The following is a 26,873-nucleotide window of genomic DNA, read 5'->3' as shown; positions in this document are numbered from 1 at the left end:
CGACGGCACTCGGGGGAGGGGCCATCCCCGGCGGAGGCGGACGTCGCCATCGACGCCGAGCGGACCGTGTCGGTGGGCCCGACGGCCGTACGAGCCCACCGCCCCCCACCGGATCACGCTGCCGTCCGACCGGGTCGGCCCCCGCCGGCTGTTGACTGGCGAGCGAGGGGTTTCAGGCGGTGGTGCGGTTGCCTTGGCGTGCGGCGAGCGCGGCGTCGGCGCTGGGGTAGACGGGCAGGAAGGTGTCCATCCCGGTGACGCTGAGCAGGCGGCCCAGCCGGTCGGGGATGGCCGCCAGGGTCAGGGAGCCGTCGACGTCCTTGGCGCAGCGCCAGATGCCGACGAGGGCGCCCAGCCCTGAGGAGTCGCAGAAGGTGACGCCCGCCAGGTCGGCGACCAGGTCGGGGTGGCCGTTCGCGATGAGTTCCAGGGCGCGGGCCCGCACGGCGGAGGCGGTGGCGATGTCGAACTCACCGGACAGTGCGATCACGGCCAGGGTGCCGTCGGTGTGCGGGACGTCGATGTGGAATGCGTCGGTCATGGGCGTTGGTTCTCCTGCCCGACGGAGGTGTCGGCGGTCGGGGCGGCGGCGCTGTGGGCGGTGGTGGTGATGCCCGCGGGAGCGGCATCGGGGGTGGGGACGGACAGGGCCAGCAGTGCCACGTCGTCGCGTTCGGTGTCGGGGAGGGTGTCCAGGAGCGCGACGGTGTCGTCGATCAGGCAGCCGGCACTGACCGGCGCCGGCCGCTGGGTCAGAAAGTCGATCAGGCCCGTGTCGGCGAGCATGCGGCCATCGGCGGTGCGGGCCTCGGTCAGCCCGTCAGTGTACAGCAGCAATCCCTGGCCGGGTGCCAGGTGCAGGGTACGTGAGGCGAAGGCGGCTTCGGCGAACGCGCCGACCAGCATGCCGCCCTTGGCACGGACCGCCTCCACCCGCACGCCGCCGCCCTCGATGGGGCTCAGGTGGTAGGCGGGCGGGTGGCCGCCGGTGGCCAGCGTGACCGTGAAACCGCCGTCCCGGGCCGGATCGAGCAGGCCGAAGACGGCGGTGCAGAAGCGGGTGCCGACTGCCGCGTCCAGCAGCAGCGCGGCGTTCAGGGCCTTGAGCGCGGCCGTGGGCTCGGCGTCGACGAGGGCTGCGGCCCGCAGCGTGTAGCGGGTCAGTGAGGTGACCGAGGCTGCTTCGGCGCCCTTGCCGCACACATCGCCCAGGAAGAACGCCCACCGGCCCCCGCCGACGGGGAAGACGTCGTAGAAGTCACCGCCCACTTCCTGCGGGGAGGCCGTCTTGTAGTGGCAGGCCAACTCCAGCCCCGGTACCGCGGGCAGTGCCGGGGGCACCAGGGTCCGCTGCAGGGTGGAGGCGAACGCGGCGATGGCCGCCTTGTCCCGCTCCGCGCGCTGCCGGGCCTCTTCCTCCGCCTGGCGCTTGTCCTGCTCGACCTTGCGACGCTCCTGCTCGGCGCGCACCACGCGCAACGCCGACAGCCGCAGCTCCAGCTGGTCACGCACTACCGCGGCCAGGTCCGCGAGCGTGGCCGAATCCGCCTCGCTGATCTCGCGGGGGCGGGTGTCCAGGACGTTGACCGTGCCCAGCCGGTACCCGTCGGCGGTGATGATCGGAGCGGCGGCGTAGAACCGCACCCCCATCGGGCCGGCGACCAGCGGATTGGAGCAGGCGACCGGATCGAGCAGGGTGTCGGGGATGACAGTGGTGTCATCCGTCAGGACCGCCGAGGCGCACAGCCCCGGATCCCGGCCGATCTCGGTGACACCCTCCAAGCCGTGCGTGGCCTTGAACCAGATCCGGTCCTCGTCCACGATCGTCACCGTCGCCACCGGCACCTCGAACAGGCGCGCGGCCAGCGCCGCGACCCGGTCGTAGGCGCCGTCCGGCGGAGTGTCGAGAATGTCGTAACGGCGCACCGCCGCCATCCGCGCCGCCTCGACCGACGCGGCCAGAGGTTCCTTCGGTGCTATCGCAGGCGGGCTCGCTTGCTCCGGCATGTTCCTCGTCTCGTCATCCCCCCCAGGAAGGCACCGACCAGACAGTCAGCACCCCGAAACCCTACCGAACGCCCCAGCGTCACCGCTCAGGAGACGTCGCCGAGCGGCCGGTCCAGAAGTTGCGGAAGACGCCCGTGACCCACGGACGTACGCGCTCGCGGTCAGCCAATGTGACAGTGCCCACGTACTCCCCCACGATGTCGTTCCGGCCGGTGGACTCCACTCGGTGGAGTGGATGCCGGACACCGTCGGTGCGCACCACCGGGTGCGCTCAGTGGCCGGCCTCCCGGCCGCGGAAGCGTCGACGGGCGCAGCAATCGGAGAGGCCGGTGTGTCGGCGGGCGAGCCGGGAGCGGATCGAGGGCGGGTCGGCCGACGCGGAGGGCAAGAGCGCCGGGTGCCCGCCGTTATGGCTCGACGCGCCGGTCATGGACCGGGCGAGCCGCGGCACGGCGGCACCCAGCCGGCACACCGCGGGGGACCTGCCAGGTCCCCCGCCGGCGAAGCACGCCGCGCCCGCCGGCCTTGGGCTGGAGCAGGCGGTGTGGGGCAACGGTGAATCCGGACGCCGTCGGTTCCCCGGCACTGCTGCCGGGGAACCGACGGCGTCGGCGTGAGGTCAGCGCTCCGCCGTACCGTCGCTTCCGTAGGAACGGCGCACCGCGTCGGCACCCTTGTCGGTCTGGGCGTCGTACTTGTCACCCGTACGCTCGTCAACCGCCCGTTCGGCGCTGGCCACGCCCTTGTCGGCCTGGCCCGGGTGGCCCTTCGCCATCTCCTTGGCCTTGTTCGCCATGTCTCCCAGCTTGCCCATGGGTACCTCCCGTAGGTAGCGCGTGCGTCGTACCCGACCGCAGGTACCCTTCAGATCCCGCTTGTCACCCCCCGATCCCCAGCAGGAAGACTCCGGCCGTACCGCGATGCCGGCGTCGAGGACCCGGCAAGCACAGGCGAGGAGCGTTTGCCCGGGCGCAGGCCCGGCGGCACGGCGGCACGGCACGACGTCAACGGCCGGCGGACACGGCGCGCGGCCGGAACCAGTCCCGCCATCGCAGGCTACGGGTGGGCACTCCACAGCAGAAGTGACGGCACCGTCAACGCGTGAAAGGCTGACCGGCATGATCACGAAGGCCGACGGACGATATCGAGAGCTGTTCCTTCGAAACGGTCTGCGGGCGGCAGACGTGGTGCTCGCCCACCGTGAGGCGCTTGGTGTCCTACGAGATGACATCGAGACCGCCCACCTCGACGCCCACAGCGACACAGCCTGGCCCGTGGAGGCGATACCCGCCTACGAGCGGGCGCTGTCGATGGCCCGAACCAGGACGGACGCGGGCACCCGCTCAAAGGGGGACGATCTGATGGGAATCGACATCGACGTCCGAGACGACATGCAGTTCGACGTGCTCCAGACCCTGGCGCCCTTCACCATTCACGCCGAGGCATGGCGGCGAAACCGCGTAATCTTCAGCGCCGGCGACACAGGCACAGCCCTGTGGATCGCCGTCACAGCACCACAAGAAGCACAGCTCCTGGCACGCCTCGACGCCGCGGGCGTCCCACCAACCGCATTCACGACACACCCCCACAGATGACCACACCGCCCCATCCCGTGGACATGCAGGCAGAACGAAGCAGCCGTCCCAGCGGGACGGCGGCCAGCAGCGCCGAGGCAACCGGCCAGGCAGGCCCTGGACCAGGGCACGGTCGAGGCATCGGACACCAAACGGAACCGTGAGGCAGGCGCAGCGGACCCGCGGCCGGACCGCGGTAGGCGGGCCGACGAGTACCACCGGACCGGGCAACGCACCAGGACCGGGGCCGATCGCGGCCGCAGCGGCGGGAGCGGGGATCGAGTGGCGGCGCCAAGCCGACCGGGACCGGGACACGGCACAGCGGCGAACGGCCGGGACGGCGCAGGCAGCCAACTCGATCCGGACAAGACGGCCCGGCGACGCCAGGCGGTCACGCGGTCGGACGGTGACCGGCGGGTCGGTGACGTGGGCCAGACTGGGCAGCACGACGGCGTCGGGGCGCCGAATAACTGGGGCGGACACCGGGCCGACCCGCGGCCAGGACGGCGAAGCGGCGCGGCGGCAGGGTCATACGGCGATCGACGGTGTACGGCCGGACACCGCCCCCCCCCCGGCGGCGGGACGTGGCGGCGCTGCTGTACGGCAGCGCGGCCGGAACCCGGCCAAGCGCGTCGAAGCTGAACGGCGCGGTGTCGGAGGCCGGGACGGCGCCGTACGGAGCGGCCAGCAGGACGGCGTCGCCAGCGACCACAGGGCGGCGCCCGACGACGGCGACGCGGCGAGACGGTAGGGCCCGTACGGATGAGCTCCGGCGGCCGGAAGGAGGCCAAGGAACGGGCAGGGCGACGGTGGGCCGGGACGGCGGCGCCGTACGGAGCGGCTGGCGGGACGACGACGGCGTCAGCACCGGGACTGTACAGCGGCCAACCGGGAGGCGGAGGCCGATGGGTGAGCGCCGGCGGCCGGACACCGCCCTCCGCAGCGGCACAGCGGCGCCTGCGACGGGCCGGACGACGGTCGACGACTGGCCGGAGCCGCGATCGACGGTGCGGCCGGGGCCCTGCCGCAGGCGGCCGGGAGGCGGAGGCCGTACAGACGAGCGCTGGCGCCCGGGACGAAGCGGTGACGGGGACGCCGGGACGGCGGCCGACGACGGGGAGACCAGGCAACGGAGCGACGGAGCGGGACACCGTACGGGAGTCGACGGCGGTAGTGGTCGACGGGCGAGCGCCGGTGGCCTGGACGGTCGGACACCCCCGGCGACAGCCGACGACGGGGCGGCGGGACGGCGCCGAAGCGACGGTCGACGACGGCGACGGGCGGCGCGGCGACAGGCGGCGCGGCGACAGGCGGCGCGGCGACAGGATGACGGGGCCGTGCGGCACCCAGTCGGAAGGCGGAGGCCGTACGGACAAGCACCGGCAACAAGGCGCGGCGGCAGGACGGCGAGCGCCCGCGTCGACGGCGGTACGACGCGGGGCCGGACACCGCGCGCGGCGGCCGGACACGGCGGCGCCGTACGGCGGCCGACGGCAGGGCCGAGCGCTGGCGGCCTGGACGGCGCCGAAGAACGAGGAGCACGGCCCGAAGTACAAGGAACAGGACGCGGCCAGGAACGCTGCCCTGGGCGACGGTCAGCGGCGGGCCGGCACCGGGCTGGCACCGGGCCAAGGGGCGGCGACGGGCTCGCCAGCCGCGGGGACGCCGGCAGGCGCGGCAGCCGGAGAGGCGGGCTCGGTCAGCAAGGAATCAGGCTGGGCGATCGCTCATGAGCGTCAGGCGCTGGCCGTACACCGCTTGGCCTCGTTCTTTCCTGACGGTCTGCCGACGGACTGCCGACGGACTACGGAGCAGATCTGCCGCATGTGGGCGATTCAACGCATGGGTTCTGTGTGCTTCCGTGCGCCCCGTCGTGTGGCTTCACTGCTCGGCGGTTCCGGGGAAGTAGTGGAGGCAGCGATCGGCCGGGCCGACCCGGCGGCACCATCCCGCCCGGCGGGCCCCACGGAGGCGAGGAGTTGGACATGGGCAATCCATCGGCCCGGGATGTCGGCGAATGGTACGACCGCTTCGGGGGCCTGTATGGCCTGACCATGGGCGACAGCATGCATCTTGGCATGTGGACCGACGGCGTACGGGCGCAGACGGGAGAGCTGACAGCCGACGAGATGTGGGAGGAGCTCACCAAGGCCCAGGACTCCTGGACCGACAGCCTCATCAGCGAGGTCGGACTGCTGCCGGGACAGCGGATGCTGGATGTCGGCTGCGGCACGGGCCGGCCCACTGTACGGATCGGTGCCGAGTCGGGCGCGAGCGTGCTCGGTGTGACGGTCAGCACCGCTCAGGTCCGGGCCGGACGCGACCGCGCCTCGAAGGCGGGACTGTCCGACCGCGTCGCCTTCGAACAGGCGGACGCCATGGCCCTGCCCCAGGAGTCCGAGACCTTCGACGCCGCGTGGGCCATCGAGTCGTTCGCGCACTTCTCCGACCGCCCCGCGGCGATCCGCGAGGTTCGGCGGGTGCTGCGGCCCGGCGGCCGCTTCGTCCTCGCGGACTGCTACGAAGCCGAGCCCTTCACTCCCGAAGAAGTCCAACTCTTCCAGGCCGCGTTCGCCCTCTCCCGCCTTCCCGCCGGTCCCGAGGACTACTCCCGCATGCTCGACGAAGCCGGCTTCACCATCCACCACACCCGTGACATGACTCGAGAGTTCAAACCCACCTACGACCTCATCCCACGCCTGTTCGCCGCAAGGCGCGCCCAGATCACCGAGCTGGTGGGCACCGACGCGATGGCGCGGCTCGACACCCTCTACCCGCGCATCCTGACCCTGTGCCGGAACAAAATGGGATACATCATGGTCAACGCCGTGAAGACCCCCTGACGGCGGCCAAGCCCGCCCCGACTCCTGGCCAGGCACAGCTGGGCGAGGGCGAGCAGGACCTCGCCACGGAGGTCCGCGCCGGCCTTCGCCGCGCTGGTCTTCGCCGTGGCGGCCTTCCGGGCCCGGGACACAACGGCCTCGAACTGGATGACCGTGCTCACGATGATGCCCCTCTCGGTGTCGAGTGGCGCGCGGCCGGCCCGGCGGACCGGCCATGGTGCTGTACGGCACCGCCCCCCGGGGACCCGTGGACGCGCCCGAGGGCACGGCGGTCTCAAAGGGCCCTGACGGGCTTCGGCGCAACGCCGGCGAGGCGGTCCAGGCGCTCACACAGGGCACGCACCAGTCAGGCCCGGCCCTGGACGCAGCACACGATGCCGTACGACGACCGGTGGAACGGCGGGCGCCAGCAACAAGGCGAGAGGGCGGGCAACAGCGGGCCGGGGCGGCCGGACACCGCGCGCGACGACGGCGCCGCACGGCGATCGGCCGGAACCCGGGCCGAGGACAGCAACACGACGTCCACGCCGACCATAGGGCCGGACGACGACGGACCGCTCCATGTCCACCAGGGCGCGGAAGGACAGCACGATGTCGTCGGCGACGCCCATCAGGCGGGCGGCCCACCGGACCCGCGCGTTCTCGGCCTCGGTGTACACGTCGTCCGCGCTGCACATCTGGATCGCGTGGCACACGAGGCGCGGAACGGCCTGCCAGGTTTCCACATCGGTGCAGGTAGCCAACAGCAGGCCTTCAGGTCGGCCTTACGGTAGTCGAAGTCCCTGTCCACCGTGCCCTCACCGACCTCCCGGTCGTAGGACACGATGTCGTCGTGCAGGCTGACTTTGCCGTCTGCCGGACTCATCAGTACTCAGCCCGAGAACGTGACGCGAGCATCCTCCCGCTTCCACCTGATCTCCTGCCGGGCTGATGCCGCTTCTGCCCACAGGAAGCCCGCCGCACCAGGGCGCGTGGCAGTGGCACGATACTGCCGACATGCCCGGGGCGTCCGGGGCGAGTTCAGCGCCCCAGGCTCTCGGCGATGGCGGTGTCGAGCAGGTTCGGCCGGCCAGGAAGGCCGAGTCCGGCTGCGGGGCCGGGGTCGAGGTGGAGGTCGTGCAGCAGGAGGTCGGGGAGGTGAGCGAGCGTGAGGCCCGACTGATGGCCGGTGAGGGATTCGAGGCTGCCTGCCAGGTGCAGGGCCGTCCTTAATACGGCAGAAGGCAGGCGGCGCACGGGGCGCGCCCTGTGCACGGCTGAGGCGACACGAGCAATCATGTCCTGCCAGGAGAGGTTGTCCTCCACCACCGGGAGGTCCTCTCCCGAGGCGTGCTCCAGCGCCGCGACCGCCACCTCGGCGACGTGCCGCGCGCTGGTCACGGCGGTGCTGCCGTCCGGCGCGTACAGGGGCCACCGCGACCGCGCCCATGACTCCAGCGGGCGGCACCAGTCCGGGCGCCTGCCGATGGCCGCGCCGAAGACGAACGGCACCTCCAGCACTGCAACTGGCAGGTTCGGCCCGGCTGCTGCCCGTCCTTCCTGTGCTTGCTCGACGCGGCTGCGGATGTAGGGGTGCCGGATCGCGAGGTGCCACGTCGGGTGGTGACGGTGGATGCAGGTGAAGTACGAGCCGATAACGGCCGCCCGGGTGAGTCCCTCCTGGCGGGCCGCCGTCAGCAACGCGACGACCGGCTCGACGTTGGCCCGGCGCAGCGTGGGGTAGGCGGGCCTGCGCAGCGGACGGCGATCGTCCAGGCCGGCCGCGAACACCACGCCGTCATGGCCCGCCAGCACCTCGCGCCAGTCGCCGACCGAGGCGGCGGAGACGTCGAGGGCGTGGTCGATTCCGGGCCGGTCGGTGCGTGCCAGGGCGGTTGTCACGTGGCCCCGCCGCTGGAGTTGAGTCACTGTGTGCTGCCCGAGCAGTCCGCTCGCGCCGACAACGAGAATCTTCACCCGTCGAACCCTTCCACCGCCTCGTCCCGGCTGCAAGAACGCCGCGTGCCGCCGCCACCCCCCTGCTCGGACTGGGAGGCTGGTTGGCGTTCCACCGGGCCGACGGCCGGCCTGCGGCCGTGAAGGGAGAACGACGGATGTCTCAGTGGGCGGCACGCGGCACACCCCACCAGAGCGGGCGCACCGCCGTGGTGACCGGTGCGAACAGCGGGCTGGGGTCTCGACCGCCCTCGAACTCGCCAGGCATGGTGCCCGCGTGGTGCTGGCCTGCCGCGACCTGAGGCGCGGCGAGGGGGCGGGACGGCTGGCCGCCCCCCTCGGCCGCGTGGGTCGGCGGCTGGCGACAGGGCGAGGTGGGCGGACACCGCGTACAACGACGGCAAAACCGTACGACGACTGACGACGGCGGGTCGGAGCCGCAGTCGACGACGCGGCCGAGGCCCTGTCACGGTCGGTCGAAAGGCGGAGGCCGTACAGACGAGGGTCGACACCCGGGATGAGGCGGTGACGGAAGCGCCGGGATGGCAGCCGACGACGGGGAGACCAAGCAGCGGAGCCACGGAGCCGGACGCCGTACGAGGGTCGACGACAGTGGTGGTCGACGGGCGAACGCCGACGGCCCAGGGCGGCAGCGGGCCGGGACCGCCGGACCGCGGCATGTCGCCCAGGCCTGCGATCGGGTGCTCGACGAACCGCGCCCACCACCGGTCCCCCGCATGCGGTGTCGAGCCGAGTCGAGCGGCGACATCCTTGTTCGACGCACCCGCCGCGCAGGTCAGGATGATCCGGCACCGCAGGGCCCACGCCTGCGACGTGGAGCGGCGCCGCACCCACTCCTCCAGCGCACCCCGCTCCTCATCCGGACAGGACCAACTCGGCCTTCGGCCGCCCAGTACGCGCCACCCCGCAGCCCTGCACATCTGAACAGAATTCCTGACTCAGAAGACCAGGTGGTTGATCCTTTCCCGTGCCCCCAGAATGGGATGCCACGGCCAATGCATCACCCTCAGGGTTTCTACGGTTCGTCCTGCATGCCGACTCCTTCACCACCTCCTCGGTCGGGGTGATCACGCTGAGCGTGGTTCTGCTCACGCTCGTCTCCACCGACACCGTCGCGGGTCTCATCGCCGCGGTGGTGCTCTTCACAGCCTGGGTCGCTATCGGCTGGACCGGTCGCAGGCATCAACGGCGGAGCGCAGGAGGAGAGAGCCAGCGAAGCGGCGCGGCAGCGGGCTGAGCAGGCGACGAAGGACAGGTCGTTACGGTTGGACATGCCGGTCACCACCCGGCAAGGGCGGACCGTCCGGCCCGGCACCACGACCGTTGACGACGAAGCGGAGGGGACGCTCGACGGGCTCCGCCAAGCAAGACCGGTACCACCCGGACCAGGCCGGAACGGCAGGCGGCACGGCGGCCAGGACGGCAACCAGTCTCGACGCAGAACACCGAGAAGGGCCTCAACCGGGCCACCGGGGTGCCGAACGGAGCGGCGCGGCCCCGGCCATGGCCCGCGGTCGACTTGACGGCGAGCGCCAGCCGTTACGGCTGGGCGTGCCGATCGTGGGCCGGACGGCCACCGGGGCGCCGAGCGGTCCCGTATCGGCGGCACCGGAACCGGCCACCGCCAACGACAGGCGGGCCGACAGGTTCCCGGGGCACGGCGGCGCAACCGGCGACATCCGTCTGCCGCCTGGCACCGGGCCAAGGGGCGGTGACGGGCCTGCCGGCCGCGGAAATGCCGACGGGCGCAGCAATCGGAGAGACTCGTGTGTCGGCGGGCGAGCCGGGACTATCCGGAGACCGTTATGCGCCTGGGCATCCTCGGCATCGTGCCGACGCTTCGAAACGTGGGGGGTGCTTCGAAACGTGGGGGGTCCTGCACGGCACGGCGTCCTCAACTGCCCATTTATTCCGCGTGTACCCGTGCATGCGACGGTGTTCCCGGCCTCAAGCCCCACCAGCGGACGGAGTACGCGTGACCACGGCAGCCGCTTACGAAAACCGGGCGATCCTGAAGTACCGGATCTCCTTCACCGCGGGCCCCGACCTCGAAGGAACGATCGAGCGCATGTCGGGCACCACCGTGGTCGGGAGCACCTACTACCACGGACAGCCCGAGCCCAAGGGCAAGTTCGCGGGCCAGTACCGACACGACAAGGATCCGGAGAGGCAGACCGTCAACCTCCTAGCCAACGCGATCTTCGAGCGGCTCGGCTGCAACGACGACCAGTACCTGGCCGAGATCCTGGCGCAGGTCACCGGGGGCAGCATCGCGCTCTACTCCGATAAGGGCCCCTGCCACTCCTGCCGGGCGGTCCTCAAGCAGTTCCTGCAGGACTACCCGATGATCGCCTCCTGCGTGGTGACCTACCGCAAGACGGACGGACGGGGCCGGCCGATCCTGGCCCTCGAACCCGCCGGAGGCGACCTCTACGGCTCCTACGGCTACGAGGACGCCGTGGAGGTCAACGGCAACTGGTGCAAGGTGCTGCGCTGACGCCGCCGGCCGACGAACCGGAGCGTTCGACGGCGCGGCCGCCCAAGCAACTGTTCGATCGGCGCTGTCACGTTGTTGGGCGTGCGGGCACCTGACGGTGTGTCGGTGCATGGTGAGGCCTGGGCTCAGTCCAGGGTGGACAGGCCAGCGGTGCCTGTGACCTGCTGCCAGATGGCGAAGCGGGTGGTCATTTCGGCTCGGTAGTCGGGGGCGGCCATCAGGTGGCGGCAGGGCCGGAAGTGCGGTGAGATACCGCTGAACGCGGACAGGAACCGCTGCGCCCCTCCAGCGGAGCGGAAGCCCTTCATCGCACGTTCACGCTGCCTCGTCGGCTGGTGGCTGTTCTCCGCCCGGTTGTTCAGCCCCTTGTGCGAGCGGTGCTCGACCGGGGGCATAACCTCGCGGTGAGCGGCGCCGTAGGAGCGGAGCTTGTCCGTGACAACCACCCGCGGCACCGTACGGGTCCTCTTCAACAGACGACGGAAGAATCGCCTGGCCACGGTCTTGTCCCGCCGGTTCCGCACCAGGATGTCCAGCACCATGCCGTCCTGGTCGACAACCCGCCAGAGGTACTTCCGCTCGCGGTTGATCGTGACGAAGACCTCGTCCAGGTGCCACTTGTCACCAGGCCGGGGCTGGCGGCGGCGCAGCGCATTGGCGTACTGCTGCCCGAACTTCACACACCAGCGGCGGATGGTCTCGTAGGAGACGATCACGCCGCGCTCCAGCATCAGCTCCTCGACCTCACGGAAGCTGAGCGGGAACCGGAAGTACAGCCACACGCAGTGGGAGATCACCTCGACCAGGTACCCCTGTACGACGGCGACGCGCTCCCCACGGACGATCCCCCTCCACCATGATCAACCTGAAGATCGTTCCACCCGCTCAGCCGGCGTGACAGTGTCCCCAGGACGCCGGGGCCGGCGAGCAGCAGCTGCGCGCCATCGCCGCCGAGGGCCTCGGCCCTATGTACTTCCGTGACGGAGGCCGCCGCGCTCACGGCCTGGACGTGGAGTTCATCGACGTGAGGCACCTGGAGTTCGAGCCGTAGCAGCCGCGCCGCACAGCTGCGAGCCCTCTCGTTGTGCGGCTGTCAGCGTGGGCCTGCTCCGCTTCATCCGAGGGATCGCCGTCGGGTTCTGGGCTCGGCTGGGCTTCCCTTACCCCTTCGACGCTGGATCAGCCCTCCGCGCCTGCTACGCCTTCCGTGCGGACGTCCAGCCTTGGCGGCGGAGGCTTTCGAAGCCGTCCAGGAGGAGGTCGAGGGCGAATTCGAACTCGAACTGGTCGTCGCAGCCGCCACCGACCGTGGAGCCCCCGTCGTGCGCGGCCGTCGCGGCCAGTTCCGCGATGTGCGGGTAGCGCGCCGCCAGGCCGGGGTCCGGTGGGCCGGAAGGGCCCGAGGTGTCGAACAGTTCCTGGCTGAAGCCGAGGAGGCGGCTGCCCATCGCGTGCATGACGTGGTGCGTGAGGTCGGCGGAGAGGCCGCCCTCCCGGAAGCTCCCGGCCATCGAGTCCAGGTACGCCAGCACGGCCGGGGTGGGGCCGGTCCGCGACTCGATGACCCGGACCGCCCAGGGGTGGCGCAGCAGGACCCGCCGGGCCGAGAGGATCCGCCCGCGGACCACGTGCTGCCAGTCGGGGCCCGAGGCCGGCGGGTCGATCTCGCCGACCACTGTGTCGACCATGCCGTCGAGCAACTCCTCCTTGTTGGCCACGTGCTTGTAGAGGGCCATCGGTACGACGCCCAGCTCCTGCGCGAGCCTGCGCATGCTGAGCGCGTCGATGCCGGTGGCGTCGGCGAGCGCGACGGCGGCGCGCAGGACGCGGTCCCTGTTCAAGGGGATCCGTTGCGTGCGCGTGGCTTCCTGCGGGGTCATTTCCGTTCGGCCCCTTCCCTCCTCGACAGCCTTCTCCTTGACGAGTGTACGCCGTACACCTATGGTCGCTGCCAGGTGTACGACGTACACCACCATGGAGCGAGGGGGGCTGGAGAAGATGAGTCCGGACCGGAGAACCGCGGTGGCCGCCGGGTCGCTGTTCCTGTTGACCGAGGGCGCCGCGATAGCCGGGGCGATCCTGTACCGCCCCTTGCTGGGAGCCACGGACGGCCGGCTCGCGCAGGGTGCCGACACACAGGCACTGCTCGGGGCGCTCTGCGAGATGGTGTTGGTGGTGGCGGTGGCCGGTACCGGGGCGGCGCTGTTCCCCGTCCTGCGGCGCCACGGCGAGGGGCTCGCGCTCGGGTACGCCTTCGGGCGGTTGCTGGAGGCGACCGTCATCGCCCTCGGGATCGTCGCCGTCCTGGCGCTCGTCACCCTGCGGCGGGACACGGGGACGGTGAACGGCGCCGACGTCGCGCTGGTGGCCGTGCACGACTGGACGTTCCTGCTCGGGCCCAACATCGCCCTCGGCCTGAACACCGTCCTGCTCGCGTACCTGGCGTACCGCGCACGGCTCGTACCGCGCTTCATCGCCGTGCTCGGGCTGGTCGGTGGACCACTGATCTGCGCCTCGGCCGTCGCCGTGATGTTCGGGGCCTACGCGCAGCTCTCCGTGGCGGGGGCAGCCGCCGCACTCCCGGTGTTCGCCTGGGAGCTGGGGCTGGCCGGGTGGCTGATCGCCAAGGGGTTCGGGCCCGTCTCAGGCAGCGCGTCCCGGGCAGACGGAGAAGTGGCTGATCCGGCAGGTGTCCGTCGGTGAGGTCGACCCGAGCCTGACGACAGAGCCGTCCGGGGGACGCGCCAGCCCTGCCCGGGTGGGGGACCATCATGATCTGCGAAAAGCAACGCCGCAGCGGGCGGCGGGACAGCGGCAGGATCGCGAAGCGGCGGGACGGCGCGGTGGCGCCGTGGGCGGGCCGAGCGGCGCCCGCCCCGCAGTCGCGAGCGAGGACGCCAAGAGCCGGGGCCGCGACAGCGCCGCGACGGGCGGGCGCGCGGCGCGACGCAGCGGCAGCCGGGTACCCGTGCCCCGGGCCTGAAGCGTCCCGCCGGGCGCGGTCGGCGCCCCCGAGGAGGCGGACCGGTGGCCGGGGCCGTCGGGCGGCGCGCTGCCCCCGGTCGGCCCGTCGGCGCCCCGGCGGGCGGCGGCGCCCGGCGGAGGTCCCGTACGCCTGCCCCGCCCGCTGCGGCAGGCCCCGAAGGGCCCCCGTGCCCCGGCGCGCGGGAGGGGCGGCGGGCCGGAGCCCGTCAGCTCCGGCGCGCCGCCCCCTTCCGTCAGGGCGTCACCTTCCGCGGTACGCCTGGTGGACGTCGAGCGAGGAGCGGTTGCCCTGCTTGTCCACGACCAGGGCGCGCAACGAGATCGCCTTGCCCTGGTCCGGGTTGCGCACCACGGCCCTGCCGTCGACCACGGTGAGCGCCGTCCAACTCTTCCCGTCGTCGTACGAGGCGTACACGGCGAGGGACTTGAGGTTCCCGCCCGCCGCGGCGCCCTGCACCGTCAGCGGCACGAGTTGGAGGTGCCGGGCCGGGACGGTGCCGTCGAGGCCGACGGCGGCGCCGAAGCGCACCGTGGAGACGGGCAGCCGGGTGGCGGTCGTCGTCTGCCGGGAGCGGAACTCCCAGCTCGCGTCGATGCGCGTGGAGGCGGCCGCCACGGCGGGGTCGCGCGTGACCGACGTCGACAGCCGGTACCGGGCGTCGCCGGCGGGCACGGTGAAGGGGGCCCGGTCGATCGGGGCGTCGCTCTCCGCGATCTTCACCCCGTCGCGGTGGAGCGTGGTCCGCGCCGACGTGTGGAGCGTGCGGCCCGCGTGCCCGCGGCCGTCGGAGAAGAGCGGGACGTCACCGGAGATCTCGTCCCCCTCGCGGGAGAGCCCGTACCGCGCGTCGACCAGGGGGCCGATGACCGCCGTGTTGAAGACCTCGTGGTAGGTCTGCCCGCCGCGGTACTCCTTGGGTTCCTCCGGCGCGAAGCTCACCTCCGTGGCCCAGCTGTCCCCGCTGCGGGCCATCTGCTGGAAGCCCATGTCCCAGCGCGCGCCGTCGAGCGTCGACAGGTACAGCGTCTGCTCGGTGGGGAGCTCCCGGGCGGACGAGGAGGGCGCGAAGAAGTTCGGCGGCGCGTCGGGGACGGTGGCCGTGGGGAAGAGGAAGCCGCTCTTGCCCGGGGCGGAGGCGCCGAGGCCCACCCGCACGGCGGCCATGTCGCCCGTGCCGAGGTGCCGGGTGACTCCGGTGGTGAACCGGTCCGAGCCGCCGCCCAGCGACACGCGGTAGTCCTTCGGGCCGTTGGTCCACACCCCCGACCACAGCTGGGTGAGCCCGGAGGTGACCGCCGGGCCGAGGTGCGCGGTGCGCAGGCCCGCGAACGACCGCATCGCGAGGAAGGTCATCTGACCGAAGTCGCCCTGTTGGTAGGAGAAGACCGCGACGGCGCTCTCCGGTGCCGCGTCGCGGTCCGGCACGGTGATGTCCACCGGCTTCGCCGCGCGCGCGTCGAGGGTGACGGTCTGCGTGCCCGTGACGTTGAGCACCGGCTGGACCAGCCAGTTGGTGCCCGTCTCGGAGCCGTCGACGTGGGATTCCAGGAAGTACGTGCCCTTCGGCAGGCGGACCGTGTCCGTGGCCGATTCCTCCGAGAGGTACACCTCCTTGCCGAACAGGTCCTCGGTGACGCCCCTGACGGAGGTGCCGTAGCTCGCGGCGGCCTGCCCGTCGCGGCCGACGTGGTCGAACGTCACGTCGTAGGACTCGACCTCGCGCTCCACCACCGCCGGGGTACGGACGCCCTGCCCGTCGCCGACGGCCAGGACCTGGACGGAGTACAGGCCGTCGAGCGTGCCGCCGAGCCGGGTGTCCGCGGACAGGTCCACGGAGGCGGTGCCGCCCGCGGGGACGGTCACCGTGTCGGCGCCGAGGGTGAACAGCCCGTCCGGGCCGGGCTCGCCGCGGGGGTCGCGGACGTCGAGCGTGAGGGCGAGGGTCACCGGCTCGTCACCGGTGTTGCGGTAGGTGACCTTCTCGGTTTGGACCGGGTCGTCGGCGTGGGGCCACTGCGCGACGCCGAAGTTCAGGGCCGCCGGCTGGGCGAACACGGTCTGCTCCAGCGCCGCGTCGACCCGGACGCGGCCGGTTCCCCCGGCGAGGAGGCCGTAGGGGCCCTCATCGGTGGAACCGGTCAGGGCGCCCTTGAGTTCGGCGTACGTCCAGTGCGGGTTCCGCTGCTTGAGGATGGCTGCGGCACCGGCGACGTGCGGGGTCGCCATCGACGTGCCGGAGATCGTCAGGTAGCCGTCGGGGCTCTGGCCGTGCCGTTCGGCCAGGGCGCTGCCGGGCGCGGCCGCCGCGGTGATGTCCACTCCGGGTGCGGTGACGTCGGGCTTGACGCCCCCGTCGCCGGTGCGCGGGCCGCGGCTGGAGAAGTCGGCCAGCGCGCCGGAGTCGTCGACCGCGCCGACGGTGAGCGCGGCCTCGGCGCTGCCCGGGGACTCCACCGTGGAGGCGCCGGACCCCGAGTTGCCGGCCGCGACGGCGAAGAGGACGCCCTTGTCGGCGGAGATCTGGTTGACGGCCGCTTCCAGCGGGTCCAGCTCGGGCGTGTCGGTGCTGCCGAGGCTGAGGTTGACGATGTCGGCGCCCTGGGCGACCGCCCATTCGATGCCCGCCAGGATCTGCGAGTCGCTGCCGAAGCCGTCGTCGTCGAGCACCTTGCCGCTGAGCAGTTTCGCGCTGGGGGCCACGCCCTTGTGGGCGCCCCCGGACCTGGCGCCCGTCCCGGCGGCGGTGGAGGCGACGTGGGTGCCGTGCCCCTGCCGGTCCTCGGCGTCGGCCGCCGACGAGAAGTTCCGCTCGGCGACCACCCGGCCGGCGAGGTCCGGGTGCGTGGCGTCGACGCCCGTGTCCAGCACGGCGATCGTGACGCCCGTGCCGTCGTACCCGCCGGCCCACGCCTTCGGCGCGCCGATCTGCGCCACGCTCTTGTCCAGGCTCGCCCGGCGCCCGCCGTCGAGCCAGACCCGGCTGATGCCGGGAGCGGGCGCGGCGACGGCGGCGCGCCGGGTGTCGGTGAGCGCGGACCACAGCGCCCCGGCGTCCGCGGCCGGGGTCTGGACGGCTTCCGCGTTGAGCGCCCCGAACGTCCTGCGGACCGCGCTGCCCTCGGCCTCGCGCACCTCGGAGCGGGCCGTCGCGGCGGAACCGCTGTATTGGACGATCACCTTGAGGCCGCCGCGCTGCGCGGCGAGGGTTTCGGGGCGGGTCAGTTCGGTCAGGTCGAACAGTCGCCGGTCGAGCTTGCCGGTGGCGATCAGGCGTTCCGCGTCGGCGGGCACCGCGAGGGTGCGCCCGTTCTGGACCCGTACCCACACGGGGATCTTCTCGCGGCCCTCGCCGCGCTCGATGCGGACGGGCCTGCCCTCGGCGTCCACGCTCACCCGGTCACCGGTGATCAGCGTGACGTGCTTCAGCGGCGCGGTGGCCTTCCCCGCCTCGGCGGGGCCTGTGGCGCCCGGGGGCGTCGCCCCGGCGGGGGTGCCGAGGCCCGTGGTGAGGGTGACGACGGCCGTGGCGAGGGCCAGGGCCGCTGTCCGGCGCCGGGCTCTCCGTAGGGATCTGTACAACTCTGCTCCTGTCGAGGGGGCGGATCGCCCGCCCGTGCCTCCGGGTCCTTCCGGGCCCCGCGGGGCGTGGGTGCCGCTCCCGTGGGGCCCGGGCCGGAGGGTGGTGGGCTCGACGCGTCTTCCGCGTCGCTGCGTTGTTCGCCAGAGCAGTTCACCGGCCCGTGGGTTGTTCAGCAGCCCCGTTCCGTGCTGCTGAACAACTGTTTTCGCACGTGGCCGGTGGGGTTCGCGCCGATGGGGGGAGATACGTTCCTCCTGTGCGAAGGGCCTTGATCAGTTGAACGGGGGCGGTGTGGGACGACCGGAGAAGGAGCTCGATCCGACGGCGGGGCAGGTGCCGCGCTTCGCCCACGAGTTGCGCGAGCTGCGCCGGGAGGCCGGGGGGCTGTCGTACCGGGAGATGGCCCGGCGCGCCGGGTACTCGGTGACGGCGCTCTCCCAGGCCGCCGCCGGGAAGAGGCTGCCGACGCTGCCCGTCGCCCTGGCGTACGCGGTTGCCTGCGGCGGGGACCCCGAGGAGTGGGAGCGCCGCTGGCGCGCCGCCGAGGCGGAGCACCTCGCCGAACTCGCCTCCGGCACGGACGACGGGAGCGACCCGCCCTACCGCGGCCTCGCCCGCTTCGAACCCGAGGACGAGGCGGTCTTCTTCGGGCGGGGGCAGCTCACCGACGAGCTGACGGACCTGGTCGCCGCGCACCGCTTCTCCGTGGTCTTCGGACCGTCCGGCAGCGGCAAGTCGTCCCTCCTGCGCGCCGGTCTCATCCCCCGGCTGCGCCGGTCTCGGGCCCCGCTGCCCCGGGCGGCCGCCCTGCGGGTCCTCACGCCGGGCGAGCACCCGATGCGGACCCACGGCAGGCTGCTCGTCCCGGCCGGCGGGGAGGGCGAGACCTGGCTGGTCGTGGACCAGTTCGAGGAGGTGTTCACGCTCTGCGCCGACCCGCGGGAGCGGGACGCGTTCCTCACCGCCCTGCTGGCCGCCCGCCGGGCCGACAGCCGGCTGCGGGTGGTGCTCGGCGTGCGCGCCGACTTCCATCCCCGGTGCCTCGCCCATCCCGGGCTGGCCGCCGCCTTCCGGGAGGCCGCGCTGCCCGTGGGCCCGTTGACCGCCGCGGAGCTGCGCGGGGCGATCGTGAAGCCGGCGGCCGCCTGCGGGCTCATCGTCGAACGGGCCCTGACCGCGCGTCTGGTGGAGGAGGTCGCCGACGAGCCCGGCAGCCTCCCCCTGCTCTCCCACGCCCTGCTGGAGACCTGGCGCCGCCGCCGCGGCCGCACCCTGACCCTGGAGGGGTACCGCGCCGCGAGCGGGCTGCACGGCGCCCTCGCGCAGACGGCCGAGGACCTGTACGCGGACCTCACCCCCGCCCAGGCCGAGGCGGCCCGCCGCATCCTGCTGAGCCTGATCACCCCGGGCGAGGGTGCCCCGGACACCCGCCGCCCCGTCAGCCGCTCCGAGGTCGTCCCCGCCGGGGCGGAGTCGGACGCGCACGCGGTCCTCGACCGGCTGGCCCGTGCCCGGCTCGTCACGCTGGACCAGGACACCGTGGACCTGGCCCACGAGGCGCTGATCACCGCGTGGCCGCGGCTGCGCGACTGGATCGACGAGGGTCGCGAGCGACTGCGCCGCCACCGGCGCCTGACCCAGGCGACCCACAACTGGCTGGCCCGGCAGCGCGACGGCGGGGCGCTGCTGCGCGGCGGTGAGCTGGCCGAGGCCGAACTCGCCTTCGCCTCCGCCCGGGACCAGCGGGAGCTGGCCCGGGCGGAGCGGGAGTTCCTGCGGGCCAGCACCGCGGCCCGCACCCGGGCGCGGTGGACCCGCCGCACGGTGACCTCCGCGGTGGCGCTGCTCGTCGTCCTCGTCACGGTGGCCGGAGCGGCGGCCTGGCAGCAGGGCCGCGACAGCCGGCAGCAGCGCGAGGAGAGCCGCCAGCAGCGCGAGGAGGCCGCCGCCCGCCGCGTGGCCTCGCTGGCCCAGGGCGTGCGCGCCTCCGACCCGGTCCTGGCGATGCGCCTGAGCCTGGCCGCGTGGACGCTCAAACAGACGACGGAGACCCGCTCGGCGCTGCTCGGGGCGTTCGCACAGCCGGAGGCGGACACGTACGACGTCCCGGACGGGGACAACCCGACGATGACCTCCGACGCGGTACCGGTCCGCCTCAGCGCGGACGGCCGCACCGTCGTCACCACCGGCGAGTCCGGGGTGCGGGCGTGGGACGTCACCACGCGCAGGGCGGTCGGACCGCCGGTCCCGACCTCCTACGACAGGCGGGTGACCGGGATCAGCCCCGACGGGCGGACGGCGCTGCTGTCCCGGACGCAGGGCGAGGGCCCCGACGTCCAGCGATGGGACCTGGCGTCGGGCGAACCGGTCGACGACCCCCGGCGGACGAACGGTTCAGTCGACGGCTACGCGCCCGACGGCCGCACCGTCGTGGAGACGTGGCTCGGCGGGAACGGCCGGGGCCGCCTCGGGCTGCGGGACGCGCGGGGCGGCCGGCTCCTGATCGAGCGGCCCACGGGGCTCGACCCGAGGTGGGCCGTGAGCCCCGACGGCCGCCTGCTGGCCCTGTGCGCGCGGGGGGCCGGCGGGAGCGCGGGGAAGGAGGCCACCGCCCTGGAGGTCTGGGACGTCGCCCAGCGCCGCAGGCTGCCCGCGACGTGGTCCGGCGCGTGCGCCGCGGAGTCCTTCGCGTTCACCGGGGGCGGCGGGACCCTGATGGCGCGGTCCCCCGACGGGCTGCGCCTGTGGGACCCGGTCGCCGGGCGGGAGCGCACCCCGGTCCGCCACCCGGGCCTGACCGACGCGACGGCGAGCCCCGACGGGCGGTTCGCCGTGGCGGCGGACAACCGCGAGGTCCTGCTGTGGCGCCTGGCCTCGCCCGGGGAGCCGGTCTTCCGCTTCCCGCTGGCCAACGAGGCCGCCACCCAGCTCAGGATCGACACGGCGGCCGGGGTGATCCGTTACGTGACCGAGCGCCACCGCTCGGACACCGTCGTGCGGACGGTGTCCTACGGCCCCGCGATGGCCGCGGACTGGAACCCGGAGCCCGCCTCCAAGGGCGCGTTCAGCCGGGACGGCCTGACCCTCGCGGTCGACCGCCGCCGGGGCGGCACGTCGTACTTCGAGGCGTACCGCGTCCCGAACGGACGCCGGCTGGCCCGCACCCCCGCCGTCCCCTGCTCGGAGGGCAGCCCTCCCCTGGGCGACGACGAGTGCTACACCCTGCTCGCGCTCAGCCCCGACGGCCGGACCCTGGTCCACGGCAGGACGAGCCTGTTCGGGGACGACGAGCGGAAGGACTACCGGCAGTTGGTCCTGTGGGACGTGCGGGCCGACGCGCCCGTCCGCCCCCTGGCGGACCCCCACCCGCCCTACTCGGCGCGGCTGCCCATGACCGGGCTCGCCTTCACCCCGGACGGACGGTCCCTGCTCGTCACCCGCTACGGCATGGACACCGTCGACATCTGGGACCTGTCCCGCAGGCAGCGGACGCGGCCCGCCGACCAGTCCCGGTCCCACTTCACGGTGCTCGACTTCTCCCCGCGCCCCAGCACGCCCCTGGTGCGCCCCGACGGCCGGCTGGTCGCCACCCCCCGGCACACCTTCGCCCTGCCCACGGGCCGGGTCACCTCGCGCGGCCTCCACATGGACGCCACCGGCGTGCTCGCCTTCAGCCCGGACGGCGCCCACCTGGCGGTCGGCGACGGCGCGGGAGGGGTGACCCTCTGGGACGGCGACGTCACACGGCGGCGCGGGGCCCTCCTCGGCGCCCAGAACGCCGCCCGCCGGGGCACGGTCGAGGCCGTCAAGGCGCTGGCCTTCTCACCCGACGGGACGACCCTGGCCGTCGCGGGCGACGGCGGCACGCTCCAGCTCTGGGACGTGGCGTCGGGCCAGCCGCTGGGGTCGCCGCTGCCGACGCCGGGCGACGGCATCGTCGCGGTGGCCTTCTCCCCCGACGGCCGCACCGTGCACAGCGCGGGCGAGCACAGCGGCATCCGGTCCCATCCGGTGGCCCCCGAGAGCCTGACGGCGTCCGTGTGCGGGCGCGCGGGCGGCGGGCTCTCGCCGGACGACTGGGAGACGTACCTGCCGGGCGTCCCGTACCGGAAGGTCTGCTGACCGGAAGGTGCTGCCGACCGGGCGAGGCGGCCGGCGGGCCGCGGCCTGCCGGCCCCTCGCTCGGCCGGCGGCCCGCCCCGGACGGCCGGGGGCGGGCGGCCGGGGACGGGCAGCCGGAGACGGGGGGCCGGGGCGCCCCGCCGTCCCGCGCGGAGGGACGCCTGCGGGACGGGGCCCGCCCGCCGTGGCCCGCCGGCCCCTCCCGGCCGAGCGGGCCGCCGGGGCCCCGGACGAAGCCGTGCAGCTCCCGGCGCGCGGACCCTCGCGGCCCGCAAAGCGCCGCCCCGGACCCGCGCCCGCTGCCCGACGGGGGCGGCCCGCCCCTCCTCACCGGTCAGCGCGCCGACGGCCACCGGGATCCGGAACTGCGCGCTTCACGCAGTTTGTTTGATCGAGAACACGTGAAACAGCCAGTTTTCAAGCATCCATTGACACCATGGCCTCGCCCCGACAGAGTCATGCCGCACACGAGCCCGTCTCTGCACCGAGGAGCGCCATGTCCGACTCCTTTTCCGTTTCCCGCCGTTCGCTCATGGGGGGCGCCGTCGCGACCGGGGCGGCCTTGACCGGGTTCGGGGCGGCGGTGCCGGCCGCCGCCGAGGCCGCTCCGGTCGCACCCCGGCGCGGGCCCGGCCAGAAGAGCATGGTCAGGACCCCCTTCGACGTGCACCGCACGGTGCGCGTCGGCGTCATCGGCCTCGGCAACCGCGGTTCGGGGATGGCCCTGGGCTGGGCCGCCGTGCCCGGCTGCGCCGTGACCGCCGTGTGCGACGTCCGGCGCGAGCGCGCCAAGCGCACCGCCGACCGGCTCGTCTCCGAGGGCAGGCCCAGGCCCGCCGAGACCGGGGGCTCGCCCGCCGCGTTCAGGGAGCTGCTGAAGCGCGACGACGTCGACCTCGTCTACATCGCCACGCCGTGGGAGTTCCACTTCGCACAGGGCAGGGCGGCGCTGCTGGCGGGCAAGCACGTCATGGTCGAACTGCCCGTCGCCACTGGGCTGGACGAGCTGTGGGAGCTCGTCGACACCTCCGAGCGCACCCGCAGGCACCTGATGCTGGCGGAGAACTGCAGCTACGGCCGCAACGAACTGGCCATGCTGAGGATGGCCCACGAGGGCCTGTTCGGCGACGTCACCAACGGCCACGGCGGCTACCTCCACGACCTGCGCGCGCTGCTGTTCTCCGACACGTACTACACCGACGCCTGGCGCCGGCTCTGGCACACCCGCAGCACTGCCAGTCTCTACCCCATGCACGGCCTCGCACCGATCGCCGCAGCCATGGACGTCAACCGCGGCGACCGCATGACCGCCCTGCGCGCCACCGCCACCGAGCCCAGGGGCCTGGCCGACTACCGCGCCCGCTTCGTCGACCGGTCGCACCCGTCGTGGAAGGAGACCTACGTCAACGGCGACCTCGTCACCTGCATGATCGACACGGCGAAGGGCAGGGTCATCCGCGCGGAGCACGACGTCAGCTCCCCCCGCCCCTACAGCCGCATCAACTCCCTCGCCGGAAGCCGCGGCATCTTCGAGGACTACGCCGGGGTCGCCTCGGCCGGCGGTGGTCGGATCTACCTGGAACCGGACCACACCGGCCACGCCTGGCGCGACTTCGCCCCGTACCGCGAGGAGTTCGACCACTGGCTGTGGAAGAAGGTCGGCGACGACGCGGCGAACAACGGCGGCCACGGCGGCATGGACTACGTCCTGCAGTGGCGCACCGTCCAGCTGATGCGCACCGGCGCGGTCCCCGACATCGACGTCTACGACGCGGCGGCCTGGTGCGCTCCCGTACCGCTCAGCGTCGCCTCCCTCGCCGCCGGCGGACGCCCGGTGGCCGTGCCGGACTTCACCCGCGGCGAATGGGTCAACCTGCGGACCGGACTCGACTCCCGGGCCTCCGACATGCCGCCCGCCGCCTGACGCCCCGCCAGCGGGGCCGGTGGACCGGGCCGTACGGCCCTTCCCGTGCGACGTCGACGCCACCTCGCCGGCGCGGTCGCCACCTTCGTCCGGTCCCTGCCCCGCGCGACGTCGGCGGCGCCCCGCCGCAGGCGCCACGGCACGGGCCGGGTTCCGGGTCCGGGTCCCCGAACGGCCCCGGAACCCAGGGCCCGGGCGCGGCGCGCCCGGCGGGCCCTCAGACTGCGATCACTTCGATGCCCGCGTCCGCGAGCCCGGCCGCCGCGTCCGGGGGGAGGTCGGAGTCGGTGACGACGACGTCGATCCGGTCCAGGCCGCAGATCCTCGCGAAGGCGCGCCGGCCCATCTTGGAGGAGTCCGTCGCCAGGATCACCCTGCGGGCGCGTTCCGCGAAGTGCCGGCTGATGCCCGCCTCGTCCTCGTGGTGGGTCATGACGCCCAGTCGGGGGTCCACGCCGTCGACCCCGAGGACGGCGACGTCGAGCACCACCTCGTTCAGCACCCCTCCCGTCAGCGGGCCCACCAGTTCGTAGGTCTGCGGGCGCGCCACACCACCCGTGACCACGATCTTGAACTGCGGCCGCACCGCCAGCTCGCCGGCGATGTTCAGCGCGTTGGTGACGACGGTGTACGACGGGCCGGACCGGTCCTCACCCGTCCGCAGGGCCAGCGCCCGCGCCACCTCGGTGGTCGTCGTGCCTCCGTTGAGGCCGACCACGTCCCCCACGCTCAGGAGGTCCGCCACGGCTCCGGCGATCCGCTGCTTCTCGGAGGCCCTGCGGGAGGACTTGTACCGCAGGGGCAGCTCGTACGAGACACCGTGCGCGATCGCCCCCCCGCGGGTGCGGACGAGCAGCCGCTGCTCGGCGAGCTCGTCGAGGTCCCTGCGGATGGTGGCGGGCGACACCGCCACGGACGCGGCCGCCTCCTCCACGTCCAACCTGCCCTCGACGGCCAGCAATTCGAGCAGCCTGCTCCACCGCTCCTGCTTGGACATGTGCCGCACCTTTCCGGGCCCCTGGGACGTCCGACCGCGCGCTCGGGCCTGCCGGCCGCGTGGGGCCCGCAGCGGGCCGAAGGAGCGTGCGCGAAGTTGATCGTAGCGCGGCCGACACCGAGCACCGCCGATCGTCCCGGACAGGGCCGCGGGGCACGTCCCGCACACGAGTCCAGCCATTACTACTGTTCATATCTGCTCGAATCAGCGATTTATCGAGCATCAATTGACATCAAGAGTGGGCATGATCGAGCATGTGCCGGACGGGGCACCGCCTGGTGCGGCGCCCCGTCCCCGCCCCGCCCGCGGCCCCGTCCCGCCTCGCCTCCCCGCCCCCACCGAGCCCAAGGAGTCGCGTGACCGCATCCGAGCCCTCCCTCACCTCCGTCGAGATCGCCTCCCAACCGGACACCTGGAGGCGCGCGGCCGAGTCCGTCGCCCCCCTCGCCCGGGCCCTGCCCCGGCGGGGCGAGCGCGTGGCGGTCGTGGGCTGCGGGACGTCCTGGTTCATGGCCCTCGCCTACGCCGGACTGCGCGAGGGCGGCGGCCACGGCGAGACCGACGCCTTCGCCGCGTCCGAGTTCCCGTACGGTCGGGCCTACGACCGCGTCATCGCCCTCACGCGCTCCGGCACCACCACCGAGGTCCTCGACCTCCTCGCCCGAACCAGGGGCACCGTCGCCACCGTCGCGATCACGGCCGACCCCGAGACCCCTGTGGTGACGGCCGCGGACGAGGTCGCCGTGCTGGACTTCGCCGACGAGGGGTCCGTCGTCCAGACCAGGTTCGCCACCTCCGCCCTGGCCCTGCTGCGCGCGCACCTCGAAGCCGAGGACGCCCTGCCCGCCGGGGTGCGCCCACTGGCACGGGCCGTCGAGGACGCCGAGCGCGCCGTCGCCGAGCCGCTGGACCCCGCCGTCCGCAGCGCCGAGCAGTTCACCTTCCTCGGCACCGGCTGGACCTACGGCCTGGCCCTCGAAGCCGCCCTCAAGATGCGCGAGGCCGCCGGCGCGTGGACCGAGGCGTACCCGGCCATGGAGTACCGGCACGGCCCCGTCAGCATCACCGGGCCCAACCGCGTCGCCTGGATCCTCGGCCCCGCGCCGCACGGCCTCACCGACGACGTCGCCCGCGCCGGCGGCCTCTGCTCCGCCGCCTCCGGCGACCGGGCCGACGCCCTCGACCCGCTCGCCGACCTCATCCGGGCCCAGCGCCTCGCCGTCCACCTCGCCGAAGCCCGCGGCCACGACCCCGACCGCCCCCGCAACCTCACCCGCTCCGTCGTCCTCGGTGGCGCCGGCGCCTGAACACCCGCCCGTACGGGTGCGACCGGCACGGGCAGGGCCCCCCGGCCCGCGGCGACCGCGCCCCGGCGCCGGCGGCCCTCGCCGCCGCGACCGCCCGGCCCGCCTCACCGGCCGTTCCCCCGCCACCGCTCCGTGGAGAACCCCATGCCGCTGACCCCCACCGACCACATCGTCGGACCCGCCCGCGCCGCCCGCATCGGTGTCGGAGCGTTCAACGTCGTGCAGATCGAGCACGCCGAGGCGATCGTCACGGGCGCCGAGCGCGCCGCGCTCCCGGTCATCCTCCAGATCAGCGAGAACACCGTCCGCTACCACGGCGCCCTCGCCCCGATCGGCCTGGCCGGCCTCGCCATCGCGCGTGCCGCCGCCGTTCCGGTGGCGGTCCACCTCGACCACGCCGAGTCGCAGCAGCTCGTCCACGAGGCGGTGGAACTCGGCTTCACGTCGGTCATGTTCGACGCCTCGAAGCTGCCGTACGCCTCCAACGTCGCCGCCACCCGCGTCGTCACCGACCACTGCCACCGGGCCGGCGTCTGGGTCGAGGCGGAGCTCGGCGAGATCGGCGGCAAGGACGGCGTCCACGCCCCCGGCGCGCGCACGGACCCCGGCGAGGCCCGCGAGTTCACCCGTGCGACGGGCGTGGACGCCCTGGCCGTCGCCGTGGGCAGTTCGCACGCCATGCTCACCCGCGACGCCGTACTCGACCTCGACCTCGTCGCGCGGCTCAGGGCCTCTCTCGACGTGCCGCTCGTGCTCCACGGTTCCTCGGGCGTCGACGACGAGGGCCTGGCGAAGTCCGTCGCGGCGGGGATGACGAAGGTCAACGTCTCCACCCGTCTCAACCAGCTCTTCACCCGCACGGTGCGCGACCGGCTGGAGGTGTCCCCCGCCGTGACCGACCCGCGCAGGTACCTGGGCCCGGCGCGCGACGCGGTGGCCGCCGAGGTGGCCAGGCTGCTGGACGTGCTGGCCGGCCGCTGACCGACGTGCGCCCGCGACGGCCGGCGACCACGTGCGTTCGTGCCCCCGGTGATCACGTCGGGGGCCGCCTCCACCACGCGGTTCCGGCGTCCCGGCCGT

At 73.6% G+C, this 26,873-nt stretch carries 17 protein-coding genes and 1 pseudogene; 9 read left to right on the top strand and 9 right to left on the bottom strand.

What is annotated here, in order from left to right:
- Positions 1 to 172: 172 nt before the first annotated feature.
- From AC07D6_RS28770 to AC07D6_RS28760, 3 genes are all read right to left on the bottom strand, one after another.
- Positions 173 to 541: an STAS domain-containing protein gene (locus tag AC07D6_RS28770; protein WP_315875963.1), complete on the bottom strand. Its 369-nt coding sequence runs from the start codon at positions 539 to 541 to the stop codon at positions 173 to 175.
- The gene (locus AC07D6_RS28765) at positions 538 to 2,007 is read right to left on the bottom strand and encodes a PP2C family protein-serine/threonine phosphatase (protein WP_315875964.1); all 1,470 of its coding nucleotides are present in this window, start codon (positions 2,005 to 2,007) and stop codon (positions 538 to 540) included. The genes AC07D6_RS28770 and AC07D6_RS28765 overlap by 4 nt, the downstream gene beginning before the upstream one ends.
- A gap of 619 nt (positions 2,008 to 2,626) precedes the next feature.
- On the bottom strand, positions 2,627 to 2,821 hold the full coding sequence (locus AC07D6_RS28760) for an antitoxin (protein ID WP_479049185.1): 195 nt from the start codon (positions 2,819 to 2,821) through the stop codon (positions 2,627 to 2,629).
- A gap of 304 nt (positions 2,822 to 3,125) precedes the next feature.
- On the opposite strand from AC07D6_RS28760, the gene AC07D6_RS28755 reads away from it, so the two are divergent.
- Positions 3,126 to 3,602, top strand: a complete 477-nt coding sequence (locus tag AC07D6_RS28755) for a hypothetical protein (protein ID WP_315875966.1) — start codon at positions 3,126 to 3,128, stop codon at positions 3,600 to 3,602.
- A 1,964-nt stretch (positions 3,603 to 5,566) separates the two neighbouring features.
- Positions 5,567 to 6,424, top strand: a complete 858-nt coding sequence (locus AC07D6_RS28750; RefSeq protein ID WP_479049182.1) for a methyltransferase domain-containing protein — start codon at positions 5,567 to 5,569, stop codon at positions 6,422 to 6,424.
- 326 nt (positions 6,425 to 6,750) lie between these two features.
- Here AC07D6_RS28750 and AC07D6_RS28745 read toward each other — a convergent pair whose 3' ends face one another.
- Both AC07D6_RS28745 and AC07D6_RS28740 read right to left on the bottom strand, forming a co-directional pair.
- A complete protein-coding gene (locus AC07D6_RS28745) occupies positions 6,751 to 7,149 on the bottom strand; it encodes a tellurite resistance TerB family protein (RefSeq protein ID WP_479049180.1) in 399 nt (132 codons plus the stop codon).
- Positions 7,150 to 7,444: 295 nt separating this feature from the next.
- A complete protein-coding gene (locus AC07D6_RS28740) occupies positions 7,445 to 8,380 on the bottom strand; it encodes an NAD(P)H-binding protein (RefSeq protein ID WP_479049178.1) in 936 nt (311 codons plus the stop codon).
- A 137-nt stretch (positions 8,381 to 8,517) separates the two neighbouring features.
- On the opposite strand from AC07D6_RS28740, the pseudogene AC07D6_RS28735 reads away from it, so the two are divergent.
- Positions 8,518 to 8,678, top strand: a pseudogene (locus tag AC07D6_RS28735) (SDR family NAD(P)-dependent oxidoreductase); the annotation flags it as partial.
- Between the two features lie 1,677 nt (positions 8,679 to 10,355).
- Positions 10,356 to 10,877 (top strand): hypothetical protein, encoded by a 522-nt coding sequence (locus tag AC07D6_RS28730; RefSeq protein WP_479049176.1) that lies wholly within the window; start codon positions 10,356 to 10,358, stop codon positions 10,875 to 10,877.
- A 125-nt stretch (positions 10,878 to 11,002) separates the two neighbouring features.
- On the opposite strand, the gene AC07D6_RS28725 is transcribed toward AC07D6_RS28730, so the two are convergent.
- Together AC07D6_RS28725 and AC07D6_RS28720 are read right to left on the bottom strand one after the other, a co-directional pair.
- Entirely contained in the window at positions 11,003 to 11,722 is a 720-nt protein-coding gene (locus AC07D6_RS28725) for an IS6 family transposase (RefSeq protein WP_479049286.1), read from the bottom strand.
- A 351-nt stretch (positions 11,723 to 12,073) separates the two neighbouring features.
- A complete protein-coding gene (locus AC07D6_RS28720) occupies positions 12,074 to 12,757 on the bottom strand; it encodes a TetR/AcrR family transcriptional regulator (RefSeq protein WP_479049175.1) in 684 nt (227 codons plus the stop codon).
- A gap of 94 nt (positions 12,758 to 12,851) precedes the next feature.
- Between AC07D6_RS28720 and AC07D6_RS28715 the strand changes: the two genes are divergently transcribed.
- Positions 12,852 to 13,580: a DUF4386 domain-containing protein gene (locus AC07D6_RS28715; protein WP_479049173.1), complete on the top strand. Its 729-nt coding sequence runs from the start codon at positions 12,852 to 12,854 to the stop codon at positions 13,578 to 13,580.
- 523 nt (positions 13,581 to 14,103) lie between these two features.
- Here AC07D6_RS28715 and AC07D6_RS28710 read toward each other — a convergent pair.
- Positions 14,104 to 17,442: a S8 family peptidase gene (locus AC07D6_RS28710; RefSeq protein ID WP_479049171.1), complete on the bottom strand. Its 3,339-nt coding sequence runs from the start codon at positions 17,440 to 17,442 to the stop codon at positions 14,104 to 14,106.
- Between the two features lie 292 nt (positions 17,443 to 17,734).
- Between AC07D6_RS28710 and AC07D6_RS28705 the strand changes: the two genes are divergently transcribed.
- Positions 17,735 to 21,565, top strand: coding sequence for an nSTAND1 domain-containing NTPase (locus AC07D6_RS28705; protein ID WP_479049169.1), 3,831 nt, complete (start codon positions 17,735 to 17,737; stop codon positions 21,563 to 21,565).
- Positions 21,566 to 22,061: 496 nt separating this feature from the next.
- Positions 22,062 to 23,489 (top strand): Gfo/Idh/MocA family protein, encoded by a 1,428-nt coding sequence (locus AC07D6_RS28700; protein ID WP_479049167.1) that lies wholly within the window; start codon positions 22,062 to 22,064, stop codon positions 23,487 to 23,489.
- Positions 23,490 to 23,706: 217 nt separating this feature from the next.
- Here AC07D6_RS28700 and AC07D6_RS28695 read toward each other — a convergent pair whose 3' ends face one another.
- On the bottom strand, positions 23,707 to 24,486 hold the full coding sequence (locus AC07D6_RS28695; protein ID WP_315875978.1) for a DeoR/GlpR family DNA-binding transcription regulator: 780 nt from the start codon (positions 24,484 to 24,486) through the stop codon (positions 23,707 to 23,709).
- Between the two features lie 356 nt (positions 24,487 to 24,842).
- Between AC07D6_RS28695 and AC07D6_RS28690 the strand changes: the two genes are divergently transcribed.
- Both AC07D6_RS28690 and AC07D6_RS28685 read left to right on the top strand, forming a co-directional pair.
- A complete protein-coding gene (locus tag AC07D6_RS28690; RefSeq protein ID WP_479049164.1) occupies positions 24,843 to 25,793 on the top strand; it encodes an SIS domain-containing protein in 951 nt (316 codons plus the stop codon).
- 144 nt (positions 25,794 to 25,937) lie between these two features.
- Positions 25,938 to 26,774 (top strand): class II fructose-bisphosphate aldolase, encoded by an 837-nt coding sequence (locus tag AC07D6_RS28685; RefSeq protein ID WP_479049162.1) that lies wholly within the window; start codon positions 25,938 to 25,940, stop codon positions 26,772 to 26,774.
- The last annotated feature ends 99 nt before the right edge of the window (positions 26,775 to 26,873 follow it).

This window comes from Streptomyces sp. NPDC045287, assembly GCF_056432325.1.
Note: the sequence above shows the minus strand (reverse complement) of the source record. Positions and strands in the feature narration are given on the sequence as shown.

Excerpts from the sequence above, each read along its gene's own strand:
- AC07D6_RS28770 (WP_315875963.1), bottom strand. The coding sequence starts at position 541 with ATGACCGACGCATTCCACATCGACGTCCCGCACACCGACGGCACCCTG.
- AC07D6_RS28765 (WP_315875964.1), bottom strand. The coding sequence starts at position 2,007 with ATGCCGGAGCAAGCGAGCCCGCCTGCGATAGCACCGAAGGAACCTCTG.
- AC07D6_RS28760 (WP_479049185.1), bottom strand. The coding sequence starts at position 2,821 with ATGGGCAAGCTGGGAGACATGGCGAACAAGGCCAAGGAGATGGCGAAG.
- AC07D6_RS28755 (WP_315875966.1), top strand. The coding sequence starts at position 3,126 with ATGATCACGAAGGCCGACGGACGATATCGAGAGCTGTTCCTTCGAAAC.
- AC07D6_RS28750 (WP_479049182.1), top strand. The coding sequence starts at position 5,567 with ATGGGCAATCCATCGGCCCGGGATGTCGGCGAATGGTACGACCGCTTC.
- AC07D6_RS28720 (WP_479049175.1), bottom strand. The coding sequence starts at position 12,757 with ATGACCCCGCAGGAAGCCACGCGCACGCAACGGATCCCCTTGAACAGG.
- AC07D6_RS28715 (WP_479049173.1), top strand. The coding sequence starts at position 12,852 with ATGGAGCGAGGGGGGCTGGAGAAGATGAGTCCGGACCGGAGAACCGCG.
- AC07D6_RS28700 (WP_479049167.1), top strand. The coding sequence starts at position 22,062 with ATGTCCGACTCCTTTTCCGTTTCCCGCCGTTCGCTCATGGGGGGCGCC.
- AC07D6_RS28695 (WP_315875978.1), bottom strand. The coding sequence starts at position 24,486 with ATGTCCAAGCAGGAGCGGTGGAGCAGGCTGCTCGAATTGCTGGCCGTC.
- AC07D6_RS28685 (WP_479049162.1), top strand. The coding sequence starts at position 25,938 with ATGCCGCTGACCCCCACCGACCACATCGTCGGACCCGCCCGCGCCGCC.